Raw genomic sequence first — 24,061 nt, 5'->3', positions numbered from 1 at the left:
GATGACAAAGCGTAGTGAAGCTAAATATAAAATCGACCGCCGTATGGGCCAGAACATTTGGGGTCGTCCCAAATCTCCGGTCAACAAGCGTGAATACGGCCCCGGCCAGCACGGCCAGCGCCGCAAGGGCAAGCTCTCCGACTTCGGCACGCAGCTGCGCGCCAAGCAGAAGCTGAAGGGCTATTACGCCAACATTTCCGAGCGCCAGTTCCACTCCATCTATGTGGAAGCCGGCCGTCTCAAGGGCGACACTGGTGAAAACCTGATCGGCCTGCTCGAGCGCCGCCTCGACACCGTCGTGTATCGCGCCAAGTTCGTCTCCACCATGTTTGCGGCCCGTCAGTTCATCAACCACGGCCACATCAAGGTGAACGGCAAGCGCGTCAACATCGCGAGCTATCTCGTGAAGGTCGGCGACGTCATCGAGGTCAAGGAATCCTCCAAGCAGCTCGCTTTCGTTCTGGAAGCCAGCCAGCTCGGCGAACGCGACACCCCGGATTACGTCGAAACCGACCACAGCAAGATGACCGCCAAGTTCATCCGCATTCCGCAGCTGTCGGACGTTCCCTTCGCCGTGCAGATGGAACCGCATCTGATCGTCGAATTCTATTCGCGCTAAATTCTGACAGCGCTGACGAGATCAAGGCCCCGGATTTTCCGGGGCCTTTTTTGTTGTGTAAGCTCAGCGCTCACATGAACGGACGCCATCATGCCCCACACCCCCGCCTCGCCCGATCCGTTACAGCCGCCGGTCCGCATCAACCTTCTGTCCGACACGCAGACGCGGCCGACGCCCGCGATGCGCGCGGCGATCGCCTCGGCCGAGGTCGGCGACGAACAGATGGGCGATGATCCCACCGTGAATGCGCTCTGCGCCCGCGTCGCGGAGCTGCTCGGCAAGGAAGCTGCGGTGTTCATGCCGTCAGGCACCATGTGCAATGTCACGGCGCTGCTGGTGCATTGCCGGCCCGGCGATGAAGTGATCGCGCACAAGACCGCGCATATTCTCTCGCGCGAAGGCGGCACCCACGCCGCGCTCGGCGGTTTCCAGATCACCGGGCTGGATGGCGCCGATGGCAAATTCACGCCTGAAGCGCTACGCGCCGCATTGCATCCGCATACGCGCTACGAGATGCCGCAGACGCTCGTCAGCGTTGAGCAGACCGCCAATATCGGCGGCGGCACGATCTGGAGCAAACAACATCTCGATGAAGTCGCAGACATCGCCCACGCGCGGGGCATGGCCACCCACATGGATGGCGCGCGGCTGCTGAATGCCTGTGTCGCCACCGGCATCAGCGCGCGCGACATGGCGGCCGGCTGGGACTCGGCCTGGATCGATTTCACCAAGGGCCTCGGCGCACCGCTCGGGGCTGCGCTGGCTGGCCCGCGCGCATTCATCGACAAGGTCTGGCACTGGAAGCAGCGGCTGGGCGGCGCCATGCGCCAGGCCGGCATGAGCGCCGCGGGATGTCTGTATTCACTCGATCATCATGTGAACCGATTGGCCGACGATCACGCCAATGCCCGCGCACTTGCGAGCGGACTGGCACAGATCAACGGCATCGACGTGCAGCAGCCGGAAACCAATCTCGTCTTCTTCGATCCCGCAGGCTCCGGCATCAGCGGCGCTGACATGGTGAAAGCTCTGCGCGCGAAAGGCGTGCTCCTCGCCACCATGGACGGCCGCATCCGCGCCTGCACCCATCTGGATGTGACGGCAGACATGATCGACGAGACATTGGGGCTGATCAGGGAGATCGTGCGCGGGATTTAACCTCTCCCCGCTCGCGGGGAGAGGTCGGGTTGCGAGCGAAGCGAGCAATCCGGGTGAGGGGGAGCCAGCGAGTAAAACACTGGCTCCCCCTCACCCGTCGCGGACTGCGTCCGCGCCACCCTCTCCCCGCAAGCGGGCGAGGGAAAATAGCAGCCCCTACTTCAATGCCTCGGCGATGATCTTCCGCACATCCACCTCCATCCGCACGCGTTGCGATGGCGACTGCGCCATCACAAGCACGAACATGTCGTTCTTCGGATCGACCCAGAAGAACGTGCCGCCGACGCCATCCCAGCGATATTCGCCGATCGGGCCCGGCTCGCTGGCGAGTTCCCTGGTGCGCACCGCAAAGCCGAGACCGAAGCCACTGCCGGCGCCCGGGAAGTAATAATAGTCGCGCTTCACCCCGCTCTCCGGCCCGATGTGATCGCGCGTCATCTCCGCCACGGTCTCGGATTTGAGATAGCGCTTGCCGTCGAGCATGCCGCCATTGAGCAGCATCTGAAGGAAACGCGCGTAATCCGCCGTGGTGCTGACGAGACCTGAGCCGCCGGCCTCCCAGCGCCTCACTTGCGATGGATCGTGAATGCCTATCACCACGCCCACCATGCGATCACCCGGGAACGGCTCGGCGACGCGGGCGCGCTTGGCGTAGTCCGTGATGTAGAATGACGTGTCGACCATCCCCAGGGGATCGAACAGCCGGCTCTTCTGGAATTCATAGAGCGATTGCCCGGACACCACTTCGATGACACGGCCAAGGATGTCCGTGGAATGGCCGTAGTCCCACAGCGTGCCGGGCTGCTCGGCGAGCGGAAGCTGCGCGATGCGATCGGCCCATGAGGCGTTGTCCCAGTCGCGGCCGAAGATATCGAGTTGCGCATAACGTTTCCGGGCGGGATCGTCGCCATAGAAACCGTAGGTGATGCCCGATGTATGCCTGAGCAAATCCGCGATGGTGATCGGCCGCTGCAGCGGCACGAGACCGAATGTGGCGTGTTCGTCGCCCCCGTTGGTGTCGACGCCCACCTGCGCCTTCGCGAAAGCCGGAATGTATTTCGCGACGGGATCGTCGAGGCGCAGTCTGCCGTCCTCGACCAGCATCATCGCGGCCACCGAGGTGATCGGTTTCGTCATCGAATACAGCCGGAAGATCGCATCCCTGGTCATCGGGTGCCCGCTGTCGAGATTGCCGAACACATCCGAATAGACCGGCTTGCCGTGCTGTTGCACGAGCACGACCGCGCCGGGAATCTTCCGCTCCGCGACCATGTCGAGAAAATAGCGATCGAGCGCCAGCAGTCTCTCGGCGGAGAATTCGCGCGCAATGGATTGCGGTTTTTCGGCTCGGGCCGGCGGCGAAGGCGCGACGATGGTGCCGACGCTGCAGAGCGTCAGCAGCAGGAGTGCGGCGCGCCTATTTCTCCAGCGCTTCATAGACCAACAGCTTCAATGACCTTTGAATGCGCTGCCGCTCCGACGGCGTCTGCTCGAGCAGGATGAAGAAGAAATCCTGTTTGGGATCGATGACGAAGTAGCACCCACTGGCGCCGTCCCATTTCAGTTCGCCAAGCGATCCCGGCGGTGGCGGCTTGGCATTGCCGGGATCGGTGCGCACCGCAAAGCCATAGCCGAAGCCGAAGCCGTCGCCGGGGAAATACAGATAGTCGCGCGCGACGCCGGAATCCTTGCCGATGTGATCGGTGGTCATGTCCTTGAACGTCGCCGCGCTCATGAAGCGCTTGCCGTCATATTCGCCGCCGTTCAGCAGCATCTGCGCGAACTTCGTGTAATCCGCCAGCGTCGACACCATGCCGCCGCTGCCGGATTCCCATTTCTGATAGGTCTCGGGTCGCCCCTGCCGTCCGGTGCGGAAATCGCGATCCCAGGCCATCGGCTTGGCGAGCATGCCCTCCTTCGACTTCTCCTTCACGAAGAAGCCGGTGTCCTTCATGCCGAGCGGTCCGAGAAACGCCTCCTCCTCATAGCCGAGCAGCGACTTGCCCGAGACGATCTCGATCACGCGGCCGAGAATGTCGGTGGAATGTCCATAGTCCCACAGCGTGCCGGGCTGGTGCTCGAGCGGCAGTTGCGCGATGCGGTCGGCAAATTCCTTGTTGTCGAAATCGCCACTGTAGATATCCGCATTGCCATAGGCGCGACGCACCAGACTCTCGCCATAGAAGCCGTAAGTGATGCCCGACGTGTGCAGCAGCAGGTCGCGGATCGTCACCGGGCGATCGGGCGCGACGATGTCCAGCGCCTTCTCGCCATTCTCCAGCTTCGTCTCGACGCCGACCTTGGCCTTGGCAAAGGACGGAATGTATTTGGAGACGGGATCGTCGAGCTTGAGCTTGCCCTGATCGATCAACATCATCGCCGCAAAGGACGTGATCGGCTTCGACATGGAATGCAGCCGGAAGATCGTGTCATCGGTCATCGGCTGCTTGGTGTCGGGATCGCGGACGCCGAAGAATTCCTTGTAGACCGGCTTGCCGTGCTGCTGGATCAGGACGATGGCGCCGGGGATCTTGCCGTCGGCGATCTGCTTGCGGAAGAACTCGCCGATGGCAGCCAGTTTCTCCTGCGAGAATTTGGCGCCGGCTGGAATGTCGAAGGTGCCTTCGGCGGCAAAGCGATCCTGGGCGAGGACGGGTGATCCGGCGAGCAACAGCGCTCCGCAGAGCAGCGAGCGTAGTCCGTGCCGCAAATTCATCGCCGCTCCTCTTGCCTGATCAGGCGGAGTGTAACGGCACGACGGTATCAGACAAGGGGAAGTGCGCGTGCGAGCGCGCGGCGATGAAGATCCGCCGACGGCTCGGAAAAGCAGCAGAAGGTGACGGCAGTGACCACCGGCGCATCCTTCAACCCCTCGATGACCGAGTCGATTGCGATGGGCGCGGCACGCGCCGCCGGAAAGCCGTAGACGCCGGTGGAGATGGCGGGAAAAGCAATGGAGACCAGACCATGCGCCTGACACAACATCAGCGCCCGTTGGTAACAGGACGCCAGCGCCCCATCCTCGCCGGCCTTGCCGCCATGCCAGACGGGACCAACCGCATGGATCACATGCGCTGCCGGTAAATTGTAACCTTTGGTGATCTTGGCGTCGCCGGTGGCGCATCCCCCGAGGGTGCGGCATTCCGCGAGCAACTCGGGACCGGCCGCCCGATGAATGGCGCCGTCCACACCGCCGCCTCCGAGAAGCGACGCATTGGCCGCGTTGACGATGGCGTCAACGCGGAGGGTCGTAATATCGGCCACGACGACGTCGAGCGTCGCCGTGCCTATTTGTCGACTTGAAATCAGGCCGACGCCGGGGCGGCAATCACGCCCTTCTCGGCCAGCAGGCTCTGCAACTCGCCAGCCTGGAACATCTCACGGATGATGTCACAGCCGCCGACGAATTCGCCCTTCACATAAAGCTGCGGAATGGTCGGCCAGTTCGAATAGGTCTTGATACCGTCGCGCAGCTCGGCGGATTCGAGAACGTTGAGGCCTTTGTAGCCGACGCCCACGTGATCGAGGATCTGAACCACCTGGCCCGAGAAACCGCACTGCGGAAACTGCGGCGTGCCCTTCATGAACAGCACCACGTCGTTGGTCTTCACTTCGTTCTCGATGAATTGCTCAATGCTCATGTCACGTCCCTGTTCAAGGTCCAGATTCAAGGTCTGGAGTTGGCGGTCCAGCCATCGGGCGAACCGCCCGGTCAGACTTGTCATATATGTAGCCGAATCCGTTCCGCACCCCAAGTCTTAAGGACGGGGTCAAAGGCTTGAAATCACAGGCGCGAGAGCCTCATGGCTGGCCCGCCGCGGTCACTTTTCCGCAGTTTTTGCCAAGTCCGGCCGGGCCAAAGATCATATGACGACGGGCCTTTTATAACCAATCCGACGACCTATTTAGGACAGGCTGCTCGGGAACCCATCACCAAGAGCAACGTTCTCTCCAAAATCGGAGACTTTCGTGACGAATCCAGCTTCTGCCGTGAGTTCAGGCACCGCGTCCCTTGCGTCCGAATCCGCCCCCGCAGGCTCTCTGGCCCAAAGACTGGGCGACGCCTTCCTGAGCGTCCGCCACGAAACCGAACGCCGCGCCGCCCCGCTCTCCCCGGAAGACCAGTTGGTGCAGTCGATGCCCGACGCCAGCCCGGCGAAGTGGCACCGCGCCCACGTGACCTGGTTCTGGGAGCAATTCCTGCTCTCCGATCACGCGCCGGGCTACAAGGTCTATCACCCCGATTACGCTTACCTCTTCAACTCCTATTACGTCTCCGCCGGTCCCCGCCACGCCCGCGCACAGCGCGGCCACCTCACCCGGCCGGGCGCCGATGAAGTGACGGCCTATCGCAACCATGTCGATGCGGCCGTCATCAAATTCTTCAACGAGACGCCGGACGAAAAGCTGACCTCGCTGATCCCGCTGCTCGAAGTCGGCTTCAATCACGAGCAGCAGCATCAGGAGCTGATGCTCACGGACATCCTGCATGCATTTGCACAGAACCCGATCCCCCCGGCCTATGATTCCGACTGGCGCTTTCCCGCACCGACCAGATCGGGCGATGCGTGGACCACGCTGACCGAAGGCATCCACACCATCGGCCATCAGAGCGACAGTTTCCATTTCGACAATGAGAAGCCCGCGCATCGCGCCCTCGTCGGTCCCGTCAAGCTCGCGCGCAATCTCGTCACCAACCGCGAATGGCTCGCCTTCATGGAGGCCGGCGGCTACCAGGAAGCCACGCTGTGGCTGATGGATGGCTTTGCCACTGTGGCCCGCGAGGAATGGCAGGCGCCCGGTCACTGGCGCAAGGTCAATGGCGAATGGCAGATCATGACGCTCGGCGGTCTCAAGCCGATCGATCTCGACGCGCCGGTGTGCCATGTCAGCTATTACGAATGCGACGCTTTCGCACGCTGGAGCGGCAAGCATCTGCCGACCGAGATGGAATGGGAAGTCGCAGCCCGCGCCGGTCAGCTCAACGACGCGTTCGGCATCGTCTGGCAATGGACGCGTTCGGCCTATGCGGCCTATCCCGGCTACCGCGCCATCGAAGGCGCGCTCGGCGAATACAACGGCAAGTTCATGATCAATCAGCTGGTGCTGCGCGGCTCATCGCTGGCGACACCGGACAATCACAGCCGCGTCACCTATCGCAATTTCTTCTATCCCCACCATCGCTGGCAATTCACGGGCCTGCGGCTGGCCGATTACGGCAGCTGATTTCCTGACATCACGGCGCCTCGAAAGCGTTGAGGAGACTGACATGAACGTTCATGCCCCGTTGGCACTGTCACTGCTGAATGCCTCGGCATCCGCATTTGCTGCGGATGTCGCCGAAGCCCTGTCGCAGCATCCCAAGAAACTGTCGCCGAAATACTTCTATGACGAAGCCGGCTCGGAGCTGTTCGAACAGATCACCAGGCTGCCGGAATATTACCCGACCCGCACCGAGCTCGGCATTCTCCGCTCGCGTGGCAAGGACATCAACGCGATCATTCCGAAGAACGCCGCGCTGGTCGAATTCGGCGCCGGCGCCACCACCAAGGTGCGGCTGCTACTGAATGAATGCGACGTCGGCGCCTATGTGCCGGTGGATATCTCCGGCGACTTCCTGCAGGCGCAGGCCGCCGAACTGCGCAAGGATTTCCCGGGCCTGAAGGTGTTGCCAGTGAATGCCGACTTCACCGCCCCCTTCGAGCTGCCCGCCGATATCCGGTTGACGCCGAAGGTCGGCTTCTTCCCGGGCTCGACCCTGGGCAATTTCGAGCCGCACGAGGCCGGCGCCTTCCTGCGCTCCGCCCGCGCCATTCTCGGCAAGGATGCCTTGATGCTGATCGGCATCGATCTGGAGAAGGACGAGAAGCTGCTGCACGCCGCCTATAATGATGCGGCCGGCGTCACCGGCAAGTTCAACATGAATGTGCTGGTGCGCATCAACCGCGAACTCGGCGGCGATTTCGATCTCTCGGCCTTCTCGCATCGCGCGATCTACAACAAGGAGCGCCACCGCATCGAGATGCACCTGATCGCCAGGAAGCCGCAGACCGTGCATGTGCTCGGCCGCAGCTTCGCCTTCCGGGCCGGCGAAAGCATCCATACCGAGAGCAGCTACAAATACAGCATCGAGCGTTTTGCGGCCCTCGCGCGTGGCTCGGGCTGGGAGCCGAAGGCGTCATGGACCGACGCGGACAAGCACTTCTCCGTGCATGCACTGATGGCGGTGGAGTAAAAGGCTGCTCCACACTCAGCCCTCATCCCAGCCTAAACCCGAGTGGGTTTAGGCGAGAGGAGCGCGCTCTTGCGCGCGTCTCGAAGGATGGCCGCACCCTTGGGTGCTCACAACTCATGGTTCGAGACGGCGCCAAATGGCGCCTCCTCACCATGAGGACTGAGCTTTACGCCTCCGGCACACCCGTCTGCAGCGCCAGCGCATGCAGCACGCCGCCCATCTGGCCTTTCAGCGACTGATAGACGATCTGGTGCTGGGCGACGCGGGATTTGCCGCGGAAGGATTCCGAGATCACGGTTGCCGCGTAATGGTCGCCGTCACCGGCCAGATCACGGATCGTCACCTGCGCGTCGGGAATCGCGGCCTTGATCATGGTCTCGATATCGCGGGCGTCCATCGGCATTAATCGGGTCTCCAGAACAGTTCGAATCGCGGCCGGTCGTCGCCGCCTCGGATCGCAAGCCTATCGCGCCTGCCGCACGACGTCACGGCTTTCTGAGGATAATCCCTCGCCTGACCCTTTTAAAGGCCGCCGGTATCCCACATCTGAAGGGCAGCATTTGACCGTCACAATGCCACTGCATGAGGGTTCACCATGAAGCTTCCCGGCCCGGATCACCCGATCACCATTACGCCCACCGGCAAACACATCCGTGTTTCTGCCGGGGACATCGTGATCGCCGACACGACCAATGCCCTGACCCTCAAGGAGGCCAGCTACCCCGCAGTAGTGTATATCCCCCGCACGGACGCCAATATGGACGCGGTATCGCGCACCGACCGTGTGACGCATTGCCCGTACAAGGGCGACGCGAATTATTACAGCATCAAGACTGGCGACAAGGTGCTGGACAACGCGATCTGGACCTATGAGACGCCGTTTCCCGCAATGGCCGAGATCAAGGACTATCTGGCATTTTACCCAGACAAGGTGAAAATCGAGGAAGTGCCCGCTTGATCCCCGGCTGATTGCCGAAGCGGCTTTCGACAATTATCATGGCGGCGCGCATCTCTGATGCGCCCGGCGACGCCTGTTGCGCGCGGAAGCGAGGGGGCTCGCCTTTCACATGTCAGACCGCAACGCTGCGCTGGATCGCGCCCGCACCTTTGTCACGCTGCTCGTGCTGGCGAACCACGCCGCAGTCGCTTACACCGCCTTCGGCCGCTATTACCCGAACCACTATCTGTGGTCGACGGCGCCGATCGTCGACAGCCAGCGCTGGATCGGCTTCAACATCCTGACGCTGTTCAACGACGCCTTCTTCATGTGCCTGATGTTCATGCTGTCGGGCCTGTTCGTCTGGCCAAGCCTGAAGCGCAAGGGCATCGGCCACTTCCTGCGCGACCGCGCACTCCGCCTCGGCCTGCCCTTCCTGGCGATGATCTTCGTGCTGATGCCGATCGCCTATTACGCGTCGTTCAGCCTGTCGACGCACAAGACCGGCTTTGTCGAATTCTACGTCAACAATTTCAAACAGGGCCAATGGTTCGCCGGCCCCGGCTGGTTCATCTGGTATCTGCTGTTTCTCGATCTCGTCGCGATCCCGGTCTTCCTGCTCGCGCCGCGACTGGTGGACGGCATCAACCGGCTGTCGATCCGTGCCTTCGAACGACCGTGGTTGTTCGCCGCCGCGCTCGCCGTCATCGCCGTGATCTCCTATGTGCCCTTCCTGTTTACTGTCGGCGCTGTCCGCTGGTTCAGCTGGGGCCCGCTGCAGGTGCAGTTCAGCCGCATGGCGATCTATGGCGTGTTCTTCTTCGCCGGCATGGGGATTGGCGCCGCCAATATCGATCAGGGCCTGCTGGCCCGCACCGGCGCGCTGGCACGGCAATGGCTGTGGTGGACCATCGCCGCTGCCGCCTCCTTTGCCTCGCTCACCTATCTCGTCAATTTCCGGCGCATGAAGCTCGCCAATCTCACCGGCGCTCCGCCGTTCTGGTGGCAGTCGAGCTACGGCGTGATCTATGCGGTCGCCTGCACGCTGATCTGCCTCGCGGTGCTGGCGCTTTTCCTGCGCTTCGGCCAGCGTGAGAAGAGCATCTTCGATCCGCTGCGCGGCGATGCCTATGGCATCTTCGTGCTGCACTACATCCCGATGCTGTGGCTGCAATATGCGCTGCTGAACGCACCGCTCGGCGCCGGCTCGAAAGCTTTCATCGCCTTCGCGGGCACGCTGGCGACGAGCTGGGCGGCGACGCGGGCGCTCCGCGCAATCCCGGGTGTGAAACGGATTTTGTAATCCGTTCACGCCGCCCTTTTCCGACATTCGACATTAATAGAGATCTGCAGGAGACCAGCATGCGCGCGCGCAACGGCGACAAGGCGATCAATCTTCTTTTCAACGTCACGCCGGCGCTGTTCGAGGAATATCGCGAACCCATTCTGGATGCGCTTCGGCGCCGGAGCATCGACGCGCGAGCCAGTCTCCTGGATGACATGGCGCATCAGGATGTGGACTACATCATCCACGCGACCGGCGGTCCCATCACCGATTTCGCCCCTTTCAGCAATGCGCGCGCCGTCTTGAGCCTTTGGGCCGGTGTCGAGAAGATCGTCGGCAACACGACGCTGACGCAGCCTTTGTGCCGCATGGTCGATGACGGCCTCCGGCAGGGCATGGTCGAATGGGTCGTCGGTCACGTGTTGCGTGCGCATCTCGGGATGGACCGCTATGTCTGTCAGAAGCCGCTCTCGTGGTCGCAGCATGTCCCGCCACTCGCCAAAGATCGATCGGTGACGGTGCTGGGTCTCGGCGAATTGGGATCGGCTGCGGCGACCGCACTTGCCCAACTCGGATTTCGCATGACCGGCTGGAGTCGAAGCCTGCGCGAGGTGCCGGGCGTCCGCTGCCTCGCAGGAATGGAGAATCTACCCCAGGCGCTGGCCTCGGCGGAAATCCTCGTGGGGCTGCTGCCCCAGACGCCGGAGACCATCGATCTCCTGAATGCAGAACGGCTCGCGCTTCTGCCCAGGGGAAGTTTCATCCTGAATGCCGGACGCGGCACGCTGATCGACGATGACGCCCTCATCGCAGTGCTCGACAGCGGACAGGTGGCCCAGGCCACGCTGGATGTCTTCCGCACCGAGCCGGTACCATCAGGCCATCCGTTCTGGTCGCATCCGGGGGTGACGATCTCGCCCCACATCGCAGCAGCGACGCGTGTTGCATCGGCCGCCGAGAACATCGCCGACAATATCGCACGCGCGGAAAGCGGCACGCCGCTGATGAATTTGGTCGATCGGACGCTGAGCTATTGAGACGTTGGCATATAGGCACACGCTAGATGCTGGCGCCGTCAACGCTACAAACTCAATATTCAATTGTGATCGCCCGACCGCGTGCAATTGCACGGTCGGACCGAGCGTCCCGGTTGCGCGTGTAGATTTCGCAAGGACAACGCGCCCCGTCATTACGGAAATTTGACCCGCATAGGGACGTGCCGCGAGAGAAGCTGCGGGAACACGCAAGGCCGCGGCGAGTTCCTTCACAAATCATGTCGCTGCGATGTCGGCTTCTCACGCCGCAGCGTTCTGGAGGCACGTCCATGGCCGCCACCAATGTCGTCGTCACCAATCTTTCTCCTGCCGAACACCAGATACAACTCCGCCGCGCGGTATTCGCATCCACCGTTGGTACCGCTATCGAGTGGTACGATTTCTTCCTCTACAGCACCGTCACCGGCCTCGTCTTTGCCAAACTGTACTTCCCGCATTCCGATCCATGGGTCGGCACCCTCGAAGCCTTCGCCATCTATGCGGTCGGCTTTGTCGCCCGGCCCATCGGCGCTGCGATCTTCGGCCATTACGGCGACCGCATCGGCCGCAAGTCGACGCTCATCGCAACGCTGCTGTTGATGGGGCTGGCGACCTTCGCCGTCGCGCTGGTCCCGACCTATGCCAGTATCGGCATCTGGGGTGCGGTCATTCTGACCGTCCTGCGCTTCATCCAGGGCATCGGCGTCGGCGGCGAATGGGGCGGCTCGGTGCTGATGTCGATGGAATGGGCCCGCTCCAATCAGTCGCGTGGGCTCATCGCCTCGTGGCCGCAATTCGGCGTGCCCTGCGGGCTGTTCCTCGCCAATCTGGCCGTGCTTGCATTCAGCCAGATGTCAGGCGACCAGTTCCTCTCCTGGGGCTGGCGCGTACCCTTCCTGCTCAGCCTGCTGCTCGTCGGTGTCGGCCTTTATATCCGCCTCGGCATTCTGGAAACGCCTGTCTTCACCAAGCTGCTCGCCGAACAAAAGATCGAGCGCACCCCGATCCTCGAAGTGATCAAGCGTCAGCCGAAGGAAATTCTACTTTCAGCTCTCGCACGCATGGGCGAACAGGCTCCGTTCTACATCTTCACCGCCTTCATCTTCTCCTACGGGATCGGCACGCTGCACGTGTCGCGCGACTTCCTGCTCACGGCGGTGCTGGCTGCGTCCGTCGTGTCCTTCGTCTCGATCCCGCTGTCCGGCCATTTCTCCGACCGCATCGGACGGAAGGCCATGTATATGATCGGCGCACTGGTCACCGGAATCTTCGGCTTCATCTATTTCGGCATGGTGAACACCGGCGTGGCGTGGATCATCTTCTTCGCCATCGTGCTCTCGCTGATTCCGCATGACATGATGTACGGCCCGCAAGCCGCGCTGATCGCCGAAAGCTTCACCGGCAGGCTGCGCTACAGCGGAGCCTCCCTCGGCTATCAGCTCGCATCGGTGATCGCCGGCGGCCCGGCGCCGCTGATAGCGACCTGGCTGTTCGGCAGATACCAGTCGCCCTATGCGATCGCGATCTACATCGCCGCCTGCGCCGTGCTCAGCCTGATTGCAACCGCCATGATGACGGACTACACCGGCAAGGACATCAGCAGCGAATACAAGATCGCGACCTGATCCGGTTGAGTGAAGAAAGGCGATGAGTCCGGTTCAGCGAAGCTGGATCAGACTCTAGGCACTGCCGGCCATATAGTTCGGCAACCAGCTCTCATGCGCGTGAACCAGCGCCTTGATATCAACGGCGCGCTCGCCGTCGATCGCCACAGCATGACCGCCGGTCTTGCCGATCTGCACACACGGCACTTCGACGCCCTTCAGCTTCGACATCACGGTCAAGAGCTGATCTTCGGCCACCGTCACGATGTAGCGCGCCTGATCTTCGCCGAACCACCAGGCATGCGGCACGATGGATGACGGCGCGGCATCGAGCTTGGCACCAATGCCGGAAGCCATCGCCATTTCGGTGAGTGCCACCAGCAAGCCGCCATCGGCGATATCATGCACGGCAGTCGCAGTGCCCGCATGGATCATGCCGCGGACCACGTCGCCATTGCGCTTCTCGGTGGCAAGGTCGACCGGCGGCGGAGCGCCCTCTTCGCGGCCGCAGATATCGCGCAGATAGACCGACTGGCCGAGCCAGCCCTTGGTCTCGCCGATCAGCAGGATCGCTTCACCGGGCTTCTTGAAGGCCAGGGTCGCCGACTTGGTGAAATCGTCGAGCACGCCGACGCCGCCGATGGACGGGGTCGGCAGGATGCCGCGGCCATTGGTCTCGTTATAGAGCGAGACGTTGCCGGAGACGATCGGGAAATCCAGCATGATGCAGGCTTCCGCGATGCCCTTCAGGCAACCGACCAACTGGCCCATGATCTCGGGTCGCTCCGGATTGCCGAAGTTGAGATTGTCGGTGACCGCCAGCGGCCTGCCGCCGACGGCGGTGATGTTGCGCCAGGCTTCGGCGACGGCCTGCTTGCCGCCTTCGACCGGATCCGCCTCGCAATAGCGCGGCGTGACGTCGACGGACATCGCAAGGCCCTTCGGGCCGTCCTCGATGCGCACCACCGCGGCATCGCCGCCGGGGCGCTGCACGGTATTGCCGAGAATGACGTGGTCATACTGCTCCCACACCCAGCGCTTCGAGCACAGTTCGGGCGTGCCGATCAGCTTCTCCAGCGCATCCGGGATCGACGACGGCGCGGCGATGTCGCGCGCATGGACTACCGGCAGCACCGGCGACGGCACATGCGGACGATCATAGAGCGGCGCCTCGTCGCCCAGCTCCTTGATCGGCAGATCGGCCATCACCTTGCCGCCATGCTTCACGACGAAGCGCAGCGTCGGCGTGGTGTAGCCGACGATGGCAAAGTCGAGGCCCCACTTCCGGAAGATATCCTCGGCCTGCTTTTCCTTCTCGGGCTTCAGCACCATGAGCATGCGCTCCTGGCTTTCCGAGAGCATCATCTCATAGGCCGTCATGCCCTCTTCGCGGGTCGGCACCGCGTCGAGGTTGAGCTCGACGCCGAGGTCGCCCTTGGCGCCCATCTCGACGGCGGAGCACGTCAGACCGGCCGCGCCCATGTCCTGGATCGCGATGACGCAATCGGCGGCCATGATTTCGAGACAGGCTTCCAGCAGCAGCTTCTCGGCGAAGGGATCGCCGACCTGCACCGTCGGGCGCTTCTCCTCGGAATCCTCGTCGAATTCGGCCGAGGCCATCGACGCGCCGTGAATGCCGTCGCGGCCCGTTTTGGAGCCGAGATAGACGATCGGCATGTTTACGCCGGACGCCGCCGCGAGGAAGATCTTGTCGGCATCGGCAAGACCGACGGCCATCGCATTGACGAGGTTGTTGCCGTCATAGCGGGTGTGGAAGCGCGTCTGGCCGCCGACGGTGGGCACGCCGAACGAATTGCCGTAGCCGCCGACGCCGGCGACGACGCCGGACACGAGGTGGCGAGTCTTGGGATGTTCCGGCGCGCCGAACGACAGCGCGTTTAAACAGGCGATCGGGCGCGCGCCCATGGTGAAGACGTCACGCAGGATGCCGCCAACACCCGTGGTCGCGCCCTGATAGGGCTCGATATAGCTCGGGTGGTTGTGGCTCTCCATCTTGAACACGATGGCCTGATTGTCGCCGATATCGATGACGCCGGCATTCTCGCCCGGCCCCTGCAGCACCCACGGCGCCTTGGTCGGCAGCCCCTTCAGATGGATGCGCGAGGATTTATACGAGCAATGCTCGTTCCACATGGCCGAGAAGATGCCGAGCTCGGTGAAAGTCGGCTCGCGGCCGATCAGTTTCAGGATGCGCTCGTACTCGTCGGGCTTGAGGCCATGGGAGGCGACGAGTTCAGGAGTGATCTTTGGCTCGGTCATGGGGTCAGTCGTCGGCTTTCTGGCTCTGTAAGGCTTCTTCATAGGGAGATCGGAGCATGCGGAAAAGGCCTATTCCGGCCCGTTCCCCGCATGTCCCAAGCTTTGCCCGGGCAATGCCCGCACTGCCCGAAAAACAGCCTGCATGAGGCCCTGCGCCGGCGCCGGATTGCGCCCGCCGGATGGATCGGATTTAACACTTTTCTCAGCCAATCCAAGGAGTTCAGACCGTGAATGTGCCCGCCGATGCAACCATCCCGTTCCACGCCGACGCCTATACCGCGACGGAGGGGGAATTTGCGGGCTGGACCACCTGGAAGCGGGACTCCTTCGAATCGGTCTCCGGCCCGTTCTGGCACAAGGTCGAGGCCGACGGCTCCGTCCGCTGCGCCTTCCGGGTGGAGAAAAAGCACCTCAACGGCATGAAGAACGTCCATGGCGGCTGCTTCATGACCTTTGCCGATTACTGCCTGTTTGCGCTGGCCTCCCGCGAGCTGCAGGGCCCCGGCATCACCGTCTCCTTCGGCTGCGAGTTCCTCGACGCCGCCCGCGAAGGCGAGCTGGTCGAATGCCATGGCGAAATGACCCGGATCGGCGGCTCGTTGATCTTCCTGCGCGGAATCCTCAAAGCCGGCGAACGTTCGCTGCTGACCTTCTCGGGCACCATCAAGCGCGTGAAGAAGCGCCCGAAGCCGGCGGCCATCGCGGCGGAGTAACAGGGCGCCGATTGGCGGGCATGGGCGCCCCCTGCTAGGTTCGTCGACAACACATGTGGGCTCGAACATGCTGAGTTCATTCGAACGGCTACGTCATCCGGCTAACGCGGATCTCCTGATCGCCGCGGACGACGAGCATGCGGCTGTCGCCGGCCGCGGCGATTACGCGATGCCGTGGCACTGGCATGATTGCCTGATGTTCATCCTGCCAAGCTGTGGGACGATCGAACTCAAGCACGAAGCCAAGCGCGAAGGCACGTGGCTGTCGCAGGACCGGTTCGCGATCGTTCCGCCGAACCAGGCGCATGAGACGCGCGCAGGCATCGGCGCGCATAGCCATGTCGCGATCTACGCAACGGGCTCGGTCCTGAAGCGCCTCGAAAGAGAGAACGGCTCGCTGAGCGAATTCCGCCGCAAGACATCCACGACCCGGCTGTTTCGCCGATCAGACAGACTGCGTGCCCTGCAGGCGCTGCTGGTCGGGGATGGCAGGCATGCCTATGGCAATGCGCATGTCCGGCATGGACTGTCCTCTGCCCTGCTCGTTCAGTGCATCGCCGAGACCCTGACCGGGGATAGCGTATCCAGTGCCTCACATCGCGAACACGGCATGGCGTTGGTCGCGGAGCTGAGGGACTATCTCACCCGTCATGCTGACCGGGACGTCCCGCTCGACGCCCTGGAAGAGCGCTTCGGCGTGTCGCGACGTCATATCACCCGGCTTTTCCGCGCGGGAACCGGCACGTCGATCGGCGAATTCCAGCAACGCCTCCGCCTCGACAATGCCAACGAACTGTTGAAGGCAACCGATCTCCCGATCGGCGAGATCGCGCTCCGCGTCGGCTTCGACAGCGGTGCAGCGCTCGCCCATGCCATGCGTCGGGCCGATGGCCAGTCGCCCAGCGAGATCCGCAAGCGCATGGCCCGGCCGATCAAAATCTAGGGCCCGCTGGAACGCGCGCCGCAGCAACATCCTCCGTAGCTTGATGCCGGTGAATTCCGTGCAGCGTTGGCTGAGGCGTATCGCGAACGCGCGAACCGGTTGGAAAGTGCATCACATGGCCACGACGTCTGCTGAACCCCAGGTTCGATTTGTCAGTGTCTTTGCGGCAGGCCCGCAGGGCGGCAATCCCGCGCCGATCGTCGTCGATGCCGCAGGGATGAGTGATGCGGAGATGCAGCAGGTCGCACGCGCCTACGGGCACGAGAGCGGATTTGTATTACCGCCTCCCCCCGGTTCGAACTGCGATTTCGAGTTTCGCTTCTGGGTGCCCAACCATGAGATGTCCATGTGCGGCCATGCCACCGTCGGCGCGACATGGTTGCTTCAACGGCTCGGCCGGCTGCAGCGTGATCGCATCGCGATCCTGACGAAGAGTGGCCGCGTCCATGCACGGATCGGTCAATCAGACGAACAGGATATCTCGGTCGAGGTCTCGCAGCCTGCAGGGATCGTCGAGCCGCTTCCCGACACGCCCCGAAGCGTCGATGACATTCTCGACGTCCTCGGGATCGGCTCCGACAGCCTCGCGCCGTTCCCGATCCAGAATGCGCGAACGAGCCGGATCAAGACGCTCATTCCTTTGAAGAGCGTGTCCATCCTTGATGGCCTCAAGCCTGACTTCTCGAGGATGGAGCGCCTGTGCAATCGCATCGACTCCACCGGTCTCTATCCCTACGCCGTGTCCGACCGGGACAATCAGATCGTCGACGCCCGCCAGTTTCCGAGCTCATCGGGATATCCGGAAGATGCCGCGACGGGTATTGCGGCTTCTGCCCTGTCCTTCGGTCTCCTCGCAAACCGGATGGTGGATGCGTCGGAACGCCAGATCACCATTCGCCAGGGGCGCGCCATGAATCGCCCCTCCGCGATCAAGGTGCGCTTCAGCTTCAATGACGGCGATCTCAACGGCTGCTGGCTCGGCGGCGCCGTTCAGCCGACCGAATGCGAGAAGATCGCGTCATGACGAGCAAGGGACAGCCCTCGGCTTTCGAGGCCGACTATGGCTTTGCGCGAAGCGACGTTCGTCTCGATAACTGGCGTCAGGCACCCTGGAATGTCTGGGCATTCCGTCACGTGTCCGAACTCATTCCGACAGCACGCATCGCAGCGACGCCGGGACTGATCGAGGATCCACCTGCCGATCCCGGAGACTTGCTCCGGCAGACATTACCTGTCGGTGGAGAAACAGCCGGTGTCGTGGATGTGTTGCGCAGGACCTCGACCGATGCCCTCGTCGTGATGAAATCCGGCCGTGTCGTTGCGGATTACTATGCGCCGAATTTCACCGCGCAATCGCGGCACATTCTGTTCTCCGCGAGCAAGTCGGTGACAGCGATCGTCGCAGGAATTTTATACAGCGATGGCTTGATCGATTTCGACGAGACCGTCTCGCATTACGTGCGGGAACTGAAATCCTCGGCTTTCGCAGATGCGCGGATCCGCGATATCCTAGATATGCGGGTGAGCCTGGATTTCGAGGAAACCTATCAGGATCCGCGCGGCGACTTCGCCAGATATCGTCGCGCCGGCCTGCTCGAGCCGTCCAAGGCCGGCGACACTCCGGACTCCCTGCTGGCCTTCCTCGCCTCGCTGCAAAAGGGCGGCGGCAATCACGGAGGTCCCTTCCACTACTGTTCGCCGAATTCGGATGTACTGGGTCTGGTGATCGAACGCGCCTCGGGTCAACGTTTCACCGACTTTGCGGCTGTGCGCTTGTGGCAACCGCTCGGCGCGCGGCAGGATGCTTATATCACGGTCGATGCGGCCGGCACCCCGCGAACCGGCGGCGGCTTCTGCATGACCCCGCGCGACCTCGCACGCATCGGCGAGATGATGCGACTGGGCGGCATGGCCAACGGCCGCCAGATCGTCTCGCAGGATTGGGTATCGGATACGATCACGAACGGCTCCGACGAAGCCTGGCGCGCGGGCAAGTTCGTCGAATGGCTGCCGGAAGGCCGCTATCGCAACAAATGGTATCAGACGGGCGATGCGAGCGGCGCCTTCTTCGCTCTCGGCATTCACGGGCAATATCTCTACGTGAATCCGCGCGCCGAACTGGTCGTGGCAAAATTCTCGTCCCAGCCGGAGCCGGTGAACAACGATCTGAAGCGCCTCAACCTCGCGCTGTTCGATACGCTTGCAAGATTGTGCTGATGACACGCCCCTGCGAGAGCAGCCTGCCGCCAGGATAGTGCGGCCTGTCGCCGATTGAGGCCTGCCCTGCGCCTAGCGGTCGTCCGTTCGAATGGACGACGGATGCCGGCACAAGGGCGTCACGCTGACGCGCATGAAGGGGAACAGCGGCAATGTCGACAGGATGTCGTGCAGCGCCTCGTTGCTGGCCACATCGAAGATGCTGACATTGGCGTAACGTCCGGCGACCCGCCAGAGATGGCGCCACTCGCCCGTCTTCTGCAGTTCCTGCGCGCGTTCATGCTCGGTCTTCTTCAGTTGCTCGACCACATCCGGAGCGAGACCCGGCGGGATCTGCACGTCCATTTCCACCTGAAAAAGCATCGATCAAGCTCCTGTTGTTGCGCCGGCCGGTTGAACGCGCGGCGAATAGCCGTCGCGGCGGAAGAATGCGACACGGTCCATGTCCAGCTCGACGCCGATGCCGGGCGCGGTCGGCACCTGCAACACGAAGTCGCCGTAACGCAGGGGCGTCGCGAGAATCTCCTCGGTCAGGAGCAGCGGGCCGAACAGTTCGGTGCCCCATGCGAGTTTCGGCAGCACGGAGAAAACCTGCGCCGACGCCGCAGTGCCGACGCCCCCTTCCAGCATCGTGCCACCGTAAAGGCCGATGCCTGCAGCATCTCCGATCGCAGCCATCTTCACCGCATCGTACAGACCGCCGGCCTGGTTGATCTTCAGGGCGAACACATCGGCAGCGCCCCGCGAAGCAACATCGAAGGCATCCGTCGTGCCATGCAGTGCCTCATCGGCCATGATGGGCACATTGAAGCGACCGCTGATGCGGGCCTGTGCCCCGCGATTGTCGCGCGACAAAGGCTGTTCGATGAGGTCCACGCCGGCCGCCTCCAGGGCGGGAATGCCGCGCCGTGCGTCGGGCTCGCTCCAGGCCTGGTTCACGTCGACCCGCACGCTGGCACGATCTCCGAGGGCGCGCTTGATGGCTGCCACATGCGCCACGTCATCGTCCACGGAACGCAGGCCGATCTTCAGCTTGAAGATATTGTGGCGGCGCGCATCGAGCATCTGCTCGGCTTCTTCGATATCGCGCGCGGTGTCGCCGCTGGCCAGCGTCCAGGCGACCGGCAAGGTGTCATGCATGCGGCCGCCGAGCAGTTCCGACACCGGCAAGCCGAGGCGCTTGCCGAGCGCGTCCAGCAGCGCCGTCTCCACCGCGCATTTGGCGAAGCGATTGCCTTTGACCCGCCGCTTCACGTCGGCCATGAGCGCGGCAACGCGTGATGCGTCCATGCCGATGATGGCCGGAGCGATATAGGTGTCGACGGTGAGCTTGATGCTCTCGGGGCTCTCCTCGCCGTAGCTGAGACCGCCGATGGTCGTGCCCTCGCCAATGCCGACCGTGCCGTCGGAGCAGCGAATGATGACCAGCACGAGAGTCTGGCTGTTCATCGTATGCATCGACAGCCGATGGGGGCGGATCGTCGGCACATCGACCAGGATGGTCTCGACCCCGTCGACGCGGACTGCCACGCTGGTGCTCATGAAAGGCGTTTTCCTGTTGTCCATGGATGGGGCCTTGAACGGCGCCGCGCTACTTCTTGATGAGCGGGCAGCGCGACGCCGAGAGCGGCTGGAACGCGTCGTCGCCGGAGACGGTCGCGAGCAGCTTGTAGTCGTCCCAGCGCGCCTTCGATTCCGACGGCTTCTTCACCTCGAACAGGTACATGTCGTGCACCATGCGGCCGTCCTCGCGGATCCGGCCGTTCTTCGCGAACATGTCGTTGATCGGCGTGTCCTTCATGGCCTTCATCACGGCCGCTGAATCGGTGGTGCCCGCCTTCTTCACAGCGTTCAGGTAGGTGGTGACGGACGAATAGACGCCCGCCTGCGCCGATGTCGGCGCGCGCTTGGTCCGCTCCATGAAGCGCTTGGCGAATGCGCGCGTTTCGTCGCTGAGATCCCAATAAAACGCCTCGGCCAGCAACAGGCCCTGTGCGGTCTCAAGTCCGACGCTGTCGATGTCGGAAATGAAGGCCAGCAAGGGCGACAGCTTCTGCCCGGACTGGGTCAGGCCGAACTCGGCCGCCTGCTTGATCGCATTGATCGTGTCGCCGCCCGCATTGGCGAGGCCGATCACGTTGGCCCTGGAGCTTTGCGCCTGGAGCAGGAACGACGAAAAATCCGACGTATTGATCGGGTGCTTCACGCTGCCGACAACCTTGCCGCCCGCCTTGACGACGACGTCCGAGGTGTCGCGCGCCAGCTCTTGGCCGAACGCGTAGTCGGCCGTGAGCAAGAACCAGTTGTTGAGGCCACGCTTCACTGTGGCCAGTCCGGTGACGGTGGCCAGCGCATAGGTGTCGTAGGTGTAATGGACGATATAGGGACCGCAGGCTTCGTTGGTCAGCCTGACCGCGCCGGGACCATTGAACATGATGATCTTGTTGCGCGTCCTGGCCATTTCCGCCGCGGCCAGCGCCGTGGCGGAGCCGGCCACATCGACGATGGCCTCGACGCCCTGGTTGTCGAACATTTCACGGGTGAAATTCGCAGCCAGATCGGACTTGTTGAGATGATCGGCGACCACGATCTGGACCTTGCGCCCGAGAACCTCGCCGCCGAAATCCTCGACGGCCATCTTGGCTGCAGCCTCGCTGCCCGGGCCCGTAATGTCGGCAAAGAGGCCGGACATGTCGAGGACAGCGCCCAGCTTCAGCGGCGCGGTGCTCTGTGCCATCGCAGCCGAAGTGGTGACGAGCATGACGGATGCCGTCAGACCTGAGAGTAGCTTCTTCACATCATTCTCCATGAGCGCCCTCAGCATGAGCGCTCGCCTATCGCTTGATATTCGTTAATGATTGATCGCGGTGTGTGTCAGACGCCCGTCGTCACTGGCTGCCGCGAATGCCGGCGGTCTCGACGATCTGCTTCCATTTGGCGCTCTCCTGCGCGAGATGCGCAGCAAGCTCCTGCGATGACGACGCGATGACGCGCCCGCTGACATCGGCGAAGCGCTTCTGCACGTCGGGGTCTGCGAGAACCTTGCGGATATCGCCGCTGATGCGCTCTGCCAGCGCCGGCGGCATCTGGCCGGGACCGAAAATGGCCCACCAGTTGGCGAGTTCGAAGCCCGGCAGGCCGGATTCGCTGATCGTCGGCACGTCAGGCAGTGCGGCGATGCGCTCCTTGGTAGTGACGGCAATGGCGCGAAGGCTGCCGCCCTGTACCTGCGGCAGCGCCGTCGAGGCGTTGTCGAACATCAGGTCGATCCGTCCGGCCATCAGATCCGTCAGGGCCGGCGATGAGCCGCGATAGGGAACGTGGGTCATCTCGACCTTGGCCTGCTGCCGGAACACTTCCGCGGCCAGATGAAGGGAGGAACCAACGCCGGCAGAACCATAGGTGGCACCGCCCGATGCCGCCTTTTCTTTCGCAAAGGCGATCAGATCCTTGATGTTCTTGATCGGCGACGAAGGCGGCACAAGCACCACATTCGGTGTCTCGAGCGCCAATGTCAGCGGCGTCAGATCCTTCACAGGATCGTAGGGCATCGACTTGAAAAGCCACGGATTGACGGCCACGGCAATCGACGCGAGCACCAGCGTGTAGCCATCGGGAGCACTCTTGGCGGCAGCGTTGATGCCGATATTCGATCCGGCCCCGCCCCTGTTCTCGACCACGACCTGCTGGCCCCAGGTCTGGCTCAGCTTTTCCGCGATCGTGCGGCCGATGATGTCGGCGGCACCGCCGGCGGCGAAGGGAACGATCAACTGGACCGGCTTGGTCGGATATTCCTGCGCCACCGCACGGCTTGCGCCCATGGCGATCAAGCAAGCCGCCACCGCAGTGTGGGTTGCTCGGGCAAATAAAGTGCGTCGTGACAGCATGAAAGAAGCCTCCCGGTCGGTTCTTATGTTGCGACGGCGGCACAAATGCATGCCGGCCAGGTCGGATATTGACAAACACTGGCATGAGACGCGTGATAGGCCAACACAGTTGAAACTATAGATGCGATAGAAGAATGTAATTGGCCATGGACCCCAGACGGCTCGGCTATTTTCTGGCGATCGCCACCCACAAGCGCATGGCCAAGGCCGCGGAAGTCCTCGGCGTCGCCCAGCCGACGCTGTCGCAGCAGATACGCGCCCTCGAGCAAGACCTCGGCACCGTTTTGTTCAACCGGACGCCCCAGGGCATGCAACTGACCGAGACAGGACATGCACTGCGCGAACATGCGCAGCGTCTGATGGTTCAGACTGACGCCGCACGCACCGCGATAGCCGAGCTGGAAGGCGGCATGACCGGCACGCTTCGGATCGGCGTCATCTATACCTACAGCACAACATTCCTGCCGAAGCTCATCGGCAGTTTCGGCGAGAAATACCCCGACGTTCGGCTCAGCGTGGAGGTCGGCTCCGCAAGCGATGTCGAGCAACGCATCCTGTCCGGGGATCTCGATCTTGCGATTGCTTTCGCGCCGCCCCAGCACCCGGAATTGGGCGTCGATCTGTTGTTCGAGGAGCGGCTCGTCCTGGTGCTTGCCAAGTCGCAAAATCACCCGCGGCAACAGTCGATCACGCTGCCGGCGCTCGCCCGCCGCCCGTTGGCACTCCTGACCACCGCCTTTGCAACCCGCCGCATTCTCGACCAGTCACTGCCAAGCGATATACAGCTCGACGTGCGCGTGGAGATGAACTCGGTGGAGGCCTTGATCGAACTTGCGAAATCGGGAGGACTGCCGACGGTTCTTGCCGACCGAAGCTTGAACACCCGCAAAGACCTTGCGATCATTCCGATCGGACCTCCGTGGATACGCCGTTCCGGAGCCTTGCTATGGGACGCCCATCGCTACCAGACGGCGGCGGCGCGCGCTTTCATGGCGATAGCCCGCAAGACGACCAAGAGCACTCAAGCCACTCGCGCATTGTAGCGAACAATAGTGGGGTCGGCATTGCGCGAAGAGCGCTGGCGGCGGAGTAAACCGGCGCGGCTGGCGATCGAGGTTGCCGCGGCTCCGTGATCGCGGGATCTGTCGT

At 62.8% G+C, this 24,061-nt stretch carries 23 protein-coding genes; 13 read left to right on the top strand and 10 right to left on the bottom strand.

The genetic code is table 11. From position 1 onward, the window contains the following. Position 1: 1 nt before the first annotated feature. Positions 2–619 (top strand): 30S ribosomal protein S4, encoded by a 618-nt coding sequence (gene rpsD / locus AC1RLZ_RS00690; protein WP_493187079.1) that lies wholly within the window; start codon positions 2–4, stop codon positions 617–619. 90 nt (positions 620–709) lie between these two features. Further along, on the top strand, positions 710–1,777 hold the full coding sequence (locus tag AC1RLZ_RS00685) for a threonine aldolase family protein (RefSeq protein ID WP_493187078.1): 1,068 nt from the start codon (positions 710–712) through the stop codon (positions 1,775–1,777). Positions 1,778–1,933: 156 nt separating this feature from the next. Here AC1RLZ_RS00685 and AC1RLZ_RS00680 read toward each other — a convergent pair whose 3' ends face one another. Genes AC1RLZ_RS00680 through grxD form a run of 4 tightly spaced genes read right to left on the bottom strand, consistent with a single transcriptional unit; the run spans position 1,934 to position 5,418 of the window. Further along, the gene (locus AC1RLZ_RS00680) at positions 1,934–3,214 is read right to left on the bottom strand and encodes a serine hydrolase domain-containing protein (RefSeq protein WP_493187077.1); all 1,281 of its coding nucleotides are present in this window, start codon (positions 3,212–3,214) and stop codon (positions 1,934–1,936) included. Next, the gene (locus AC1RLZ_RS00675; protein WP_493187076.1) at positions 3,195–4,493 is read right to left on the bottom strand and encodes a serine hydrolase domain-containing protein; all 1,299 of its coding nucleotides are present in this window, start codon (positions 4,491–4,493) and stop codon (positions 3,195–3,197) included. The genes AC1RLZ_RS00680 and AC1RLZ_RS00675 overlap by 20 nt, the downstream gene beginning before the upstream one ends. A gap of 47 nt (positions 4,494–4,540) precedes the next feature. Further along, complete coding sequence (locus AC1RLZ_RS00670) at positions 4,541–5,041, bottom strand: O-acetyl-ADP-ribose deacetylase (protein WP_493187075.1); 501 nt, start codon at positions 5,039–5,041, stop codon at positions 4,541–4,543. Positions 5,042–5,082: 41 nt separating this feature from the next. After that, positions 5,083–5,418 (bottom strand): Grx4 family monothiol glutaredoxin, encoded by a 336-nt coding sequence (grxD, locus tag AC1RLZ_RS00665; RefSeq protein WP_371419872.1) that lies wholly within the window; start codon positions 5,416–5,418, stop codon positions 5,083–5,085. Between the two features lie 328 nt (positions 5,419–5,746). Here grxD and egtB point away from each other — a divergent pair, with 328 nt between their 5' ends. Together egtB and egtD are read left to right on the top strand one after the other, a co-directional pair. Beyond that, the gene (gene egtB / locus AC1RLZ_RS00660; protein ID WP_493187074.1) at positions 5,747–7,003 is read left to right on the top strand and encodes an ergothioneine biosynthesis protein EgtB; all 1,257 of its coding nucleotides are present in this window, start codon (positions 5,747–5,749) and stop codon (positions 7,001–7,003) included. Positions 7,004–7,046: 43 nt separating this feature from the next. Beyond that, entirely contained in the window at positions 7,047–8,012 is a 966-nt protein-coding gene (egtD, locus tag AC1RLZ_RS00655; RefSeq protein WP_493187073.1) for an L-histidine N(alpha)-methyltransferase, read from the top strand. A 166-nt stretch (positions 8,013–8,178) separates the two neighbouring features. Here egtD and AC1RLZ_RS00650 read toward each other — a convergent pair whose 3' ends face one another. Then, complete coding sequence (locus AC1RLZ_RS00650; protein ID WP_068735968.1) at positions 8,179–8,415, bottom strand: BolA family protein; 237 nt, start codon at positions 8,413–8,415, stop codon at positions 8,179–8,181. 192 nt (positions 8,416–8,607) lie between these two features. Between AC1RLZ_RS00650 and AC1RLZ_RS00645 the strand changes: the two genes are divergently transcribed. The 4 genes from AC1RLZ_RS00645 (at position 8,608) to AC1RLZ_RS00630 (ending at position 12,893) form a co-directional block, all read left to right on the top strand. Beyond that, positions 8,608–8,970 carry a DUF427 domain-containing protein gene (locus AC1RLZ_RS00645; RefSeq protein WP_493187072.1) on the top strand — a complete coding sequence of 121 codons (363 nt, stop codon included), beginning with the start codon at positions 8,608–8,610 and terminating at the stop codon, positions 8,968–8,970. A 109-nt stretch (positions 8,971–9,079) separates the two neighbouring features. Continuing rightward, on the top strand, positions 9,080–10,252 hold the full coding sequence (locus AC1RLZ_RS00640) for an acyltransferase family protein (protein ID WP_493187071.1): 1,173 nt from the start codon (positions 9,080–9,082) through the stop codon (positions 10,250–10,252). Positions 10,253–10,311: 59 nt separating this feature from the next. Further along, positions 10,312–11,271 (top strand): 2-hydroxyacid dehydrogenase, encoded by a 960-nt coding sequence (locus AC1RLZ_RS00635; protein ID WP_493187070.1) that lies wholly within the window; start codon positions 10,312–10,314, stop codon positions 11,269–11,271. Positions 11,272–11,558: 287 nt separating this feature from the next. After that, positions 11,559–12,893 (top strand): MFS transporter, encoded by a 1,335-nt coding sequence (locus AC1RLZ_RS00630; RefSeq protein ID WP_493187069.1) that lies wholly within the window; start codon positions 11,559–11,561, stop codon positions 12,891–12,893. Positions 12,894–12,947: 54 nt separating this feature from the next. Here the strand turns inward: AC1RLZ_RS00630 and purL are convergent, their stop codons facing one another. Then, complete coding sequence (gene purL, locus AC1RLZ_RS00625; protein WP_493187068.1) at positions 12,948–15,152, bottom strand: phosphoribosylformylglycinamidine synthase subunit PurL; 2,205 nt, start codon at positions 15,150–15,152, stop codon at positions 12,948–12,950. A gap of 233 nt (positions 15,153–15,385) precedes the next feature. Between purL and AC1RLZ_RS00620 the strand changes: the two genes are divergently transcribed. The 4 genes from AC1RLZ_RS00620 (at position 15,386) to AC1RLZ_RS00605 (ending at position 19,025) form a co-directional block, all read left to right on the top strand. Continuing rightward, the gene (locus AC1RLZ_RS00620) at positions 15,386–15,865 is read left to right on the top strand and encodes a PaaI family thioesterase (protein WP_371419948.1); all 480 of its coding nucleotides are present in this window, start codon (positions 15,386–15,388) and stop codon (positions 15,863–15,865) included. A gap of 67 nt (positions 15,866–15,932) precedes the next feature. After that, on the top strand, positions 15,933–16,808 hold the full coding sequence (locus AC1RLZ_RS00615) for a helix-turn-helix domain-containing protein (RefSeq protein ID WP_493187067.1): 876 nt from the start codon (positions 15,933–15,935) through the stop codon (positions 16,806–16,808). A 115-nt stretch (positions 16,809–16,923) separates the two neighbouring features. Further along, a complete protein-coding gene (locus AC1RLZ_RS00610; protein WP_493187066.1) occupies positions 16,924–17,832 on the top strand; it encodes a PhzF family phenazine biosynthesis protein in 909 nt (302 codons plus the stop codon). Continuing rightward, positions 17,829–19,025: a serine hydrolase domain-containing protein gene (locus tag AC1RLZ_RS00605; RefSeq protein WP_493187065.1), complete on the top strand. Its 1,197-nt coding sequence runs from the start codon at positions 17,829–17,831 to the stop codon at positions 19,023–19,025. Before AC1RLZ_RS00610 ends, AC1RLZ_RS00605 begins: the two co-directional genes overlap by 4 nt. A gap of 72 nt (positions 19,026–19,097) precedes the next feature. Here AC1RLZ_RS00605 and catC read toward each other — a convergent pair whose 3' ends face one another. From catC to AC1RLZ_RS00585, 4 genes are all read right to left on the bottom strand, one after another. Beyond that, positions 19,098–19,388 (bottom strand): muconolactone Delta-isomerase, encoded by a 291-nt coding sequence (gene catC, locus AC1RLZ_RS00600; protein WP_493187064.1) that lies wholly within the window; start codon positions 19,386–19,388, stop codon positions 19,098–19,100. Positions 19,389–19,391: 3 nt separating this feature from the next. Further along, the gene (locus AC1RLZ_RS00595) at positions 19,392–20,567 is read right to left on the bottom strand and encodes a muconate/chloromuconate family cycloisomerase (protein ID WP_493187063.1); all 1,176 of its coding nucleotides are present in this window, start codon (positions 20,565–20,567) and stop codon (positions 19,392–19,394) included. Positions 20,568–20,616: 49 nt separating this feature from the next. After that, positions 20,617–21,786, bottom strand: coding sequence for an ABC transporter substrate-binding protein (locus AC1RLZ_RS00590; protein ID WP_493187513.1), 1,170 nt, complete (start codon positions 21,784–21,786; stop codon positions 20,617–20,619). A gap of 127 nt (positions 21,787–21,913) precedes the next feature. Further along, positions 21,914–22,912, bottom strand: a complete 999-nt coding sequence (locus tag AC1RLZ_RS00585) for a Bug family tripartite tricarboxylate transporter substrate binding protein (protein ID WP_493187062.1) — start codon at positions 22,910–22,912, stop codon at positions 21,914–21,916. Positions 22,913–23,058: 146 nt separating this feature from the next. On the opposite strand from AC1RLZ_RS00585, the gene AC1RLZ_RS00580 reads away from it, so the two are divergent. Further along, a complete protein-coding gene (locus AC1RLZ_RS00580; RefSeq protein ID WP_493187061.1) occupies positions 23,059–23,955 on the top strand; it encodes a LysR substrate-binding domain-containing protein in 897 nt (298 codons plus the stop codon). The last annotated feature ends 106 nt before the right edge of the window (positions 23,956–24,061 follow it).

This window comes from Tardiphaga sp. GW822-FHT04G09 (assembly GCF_058800725.1).
This window is presented reverse-complemented; position numbering and strand designations above follow the sequence as displayed.

Coding starts and splice junctions, on each gene's coding strand:
- rpsD (WP_493187079.1), top strand. CDS start 2: ATGACAAAGCGTAGTGAAGCTAAATATAAAATCGACCGCCGTATGGGC.
- AC1RLZ_RS00685 (WP_493187078.1), top strand. CDS start 710: ATGCCCCACACCCCCGCCTCGCCCGATCCGTTACAGCCGCCGGTCCGC.
- AC1RLZ_RS00680 (WP_493187077.1), bottom strand. CDS start 3,214: ATGAAGCGCTGGAGAAATAGGCGCGCCGCACTCCTGCTGCTGACGCTC.
- AC1RLZ_RS00675 (WP_493187076.1), bottom strand. CDS start 4,493: ATGAATTTGCGGCACGGACTACGCTCGCTGCTCTGCGGAGCGCTGTTG.
- grxD (WP_371419872.1), bottom strand. CDS start 5,418: ATGAGCATTGAGCAATTCATCGAGAACGAAGTGAAGACCAACGACGTG.
- egtD (WP_493187073.1), top strand. CDS start 7,047: ATGAACGTTCATGCCCCGTTGGCACTGTCACTGCTGAATGCCTCGGCA.
- AC1RLZ_RS00650 (WP_068735968.1), bottom strand. CDS start 8,415: ATGCCGATGGACGCCCGCGATATCGAGACCATGATCAAGGCCGCGATT.
- AC1RLZ_RS00645 (WP_493187072.1), top strand. CDS start 8,608: ATGAAGCTTCCCGGCCCGGATCACCCGATCACCATTACGCCCACCGGC.
- AC1RLZ_RS00640 (WP_493187071.1), top strand. CDS start 9,080: ATGTCAGACCGCAACGCTGCGCTGGATCGCGCCCGCACCTTTGTCACG.
- AC1RLZ_RS00635 (WP_493187070.1), top strand. CDS start 10,312: ATGCGCGCGCGCAACGGCGACAAGGCGATCAATCTTCTTTTCAACGTC.
- AC1RLZ_RS00630 (WP_493187069.1), top strand. CDS start 11,559: ATGGCCGCCACCAATGTCGTCGTCACCAATCTTTCTCCTGCCGAACAC.
- purL (WP_493187068.1), bottom strand. CDS start 15,152: ATGACCGAGCCAAAGATCACTCCTGAACTCGTCGCCTCCCATGGCCTC.
- AC1RLZ_RS00615 (WP_493187067.1), top strand. CDS start 15,933: ATGCTGAGTTCATTCGAACGGCTACGTCATCCGGCTAACGCGGATCTC.
- AC1RLZ_RS00610 (WP_493187066.1), top strand. CDS start 16,924: ATGGCCACGACGTCTGCTGAACCCCAGGTTCGATTTGTCAGTGTCTTT.
- AC1RLZ_RS00605 (WP_493187065.1), top strand. CDS start 17,829: ATGACGAGCAAGGGACAGCCCTCGGCTTTCGAGGCCGACTATGGCTTT.
- catC (WP_493187064.1), bottom strand. CDS start 19,388: ATGCTTTTTCAGGTGGAAATGGACGTGCAGATCCCGCCGGGTCTCGCT.
- AC1RLZ_RS00595 (WP_493187063.1), bottom strand. CDS start 20,567: ATGAGCACCAGCGTGGCAGTCCGCGTCGACGGGGTCGAGACCATCCTG.
- AC1RLZ_RS00590 (WP_493187513.1), bottom strand. CDS start 21,786: ATGCTCGTCACCACTTCGGCTGCGATGGCACAGAGCACCGCGCCGCTG.
- AC1RLZ_RS00585 (WP_493187062.1), bottom strand. CDS start 22,912: ATGCTGTCACGACGCACTTTATTTGCCCGAGCAACCCACACTGCGGTG.
- AC1RLZ_RS00580 (WP_493187061.1), top strand. CDS start 23,059: ATGGACCCCAGACGGCTCGGCTATTTTCTGGCGATCGCCACCCACAAG.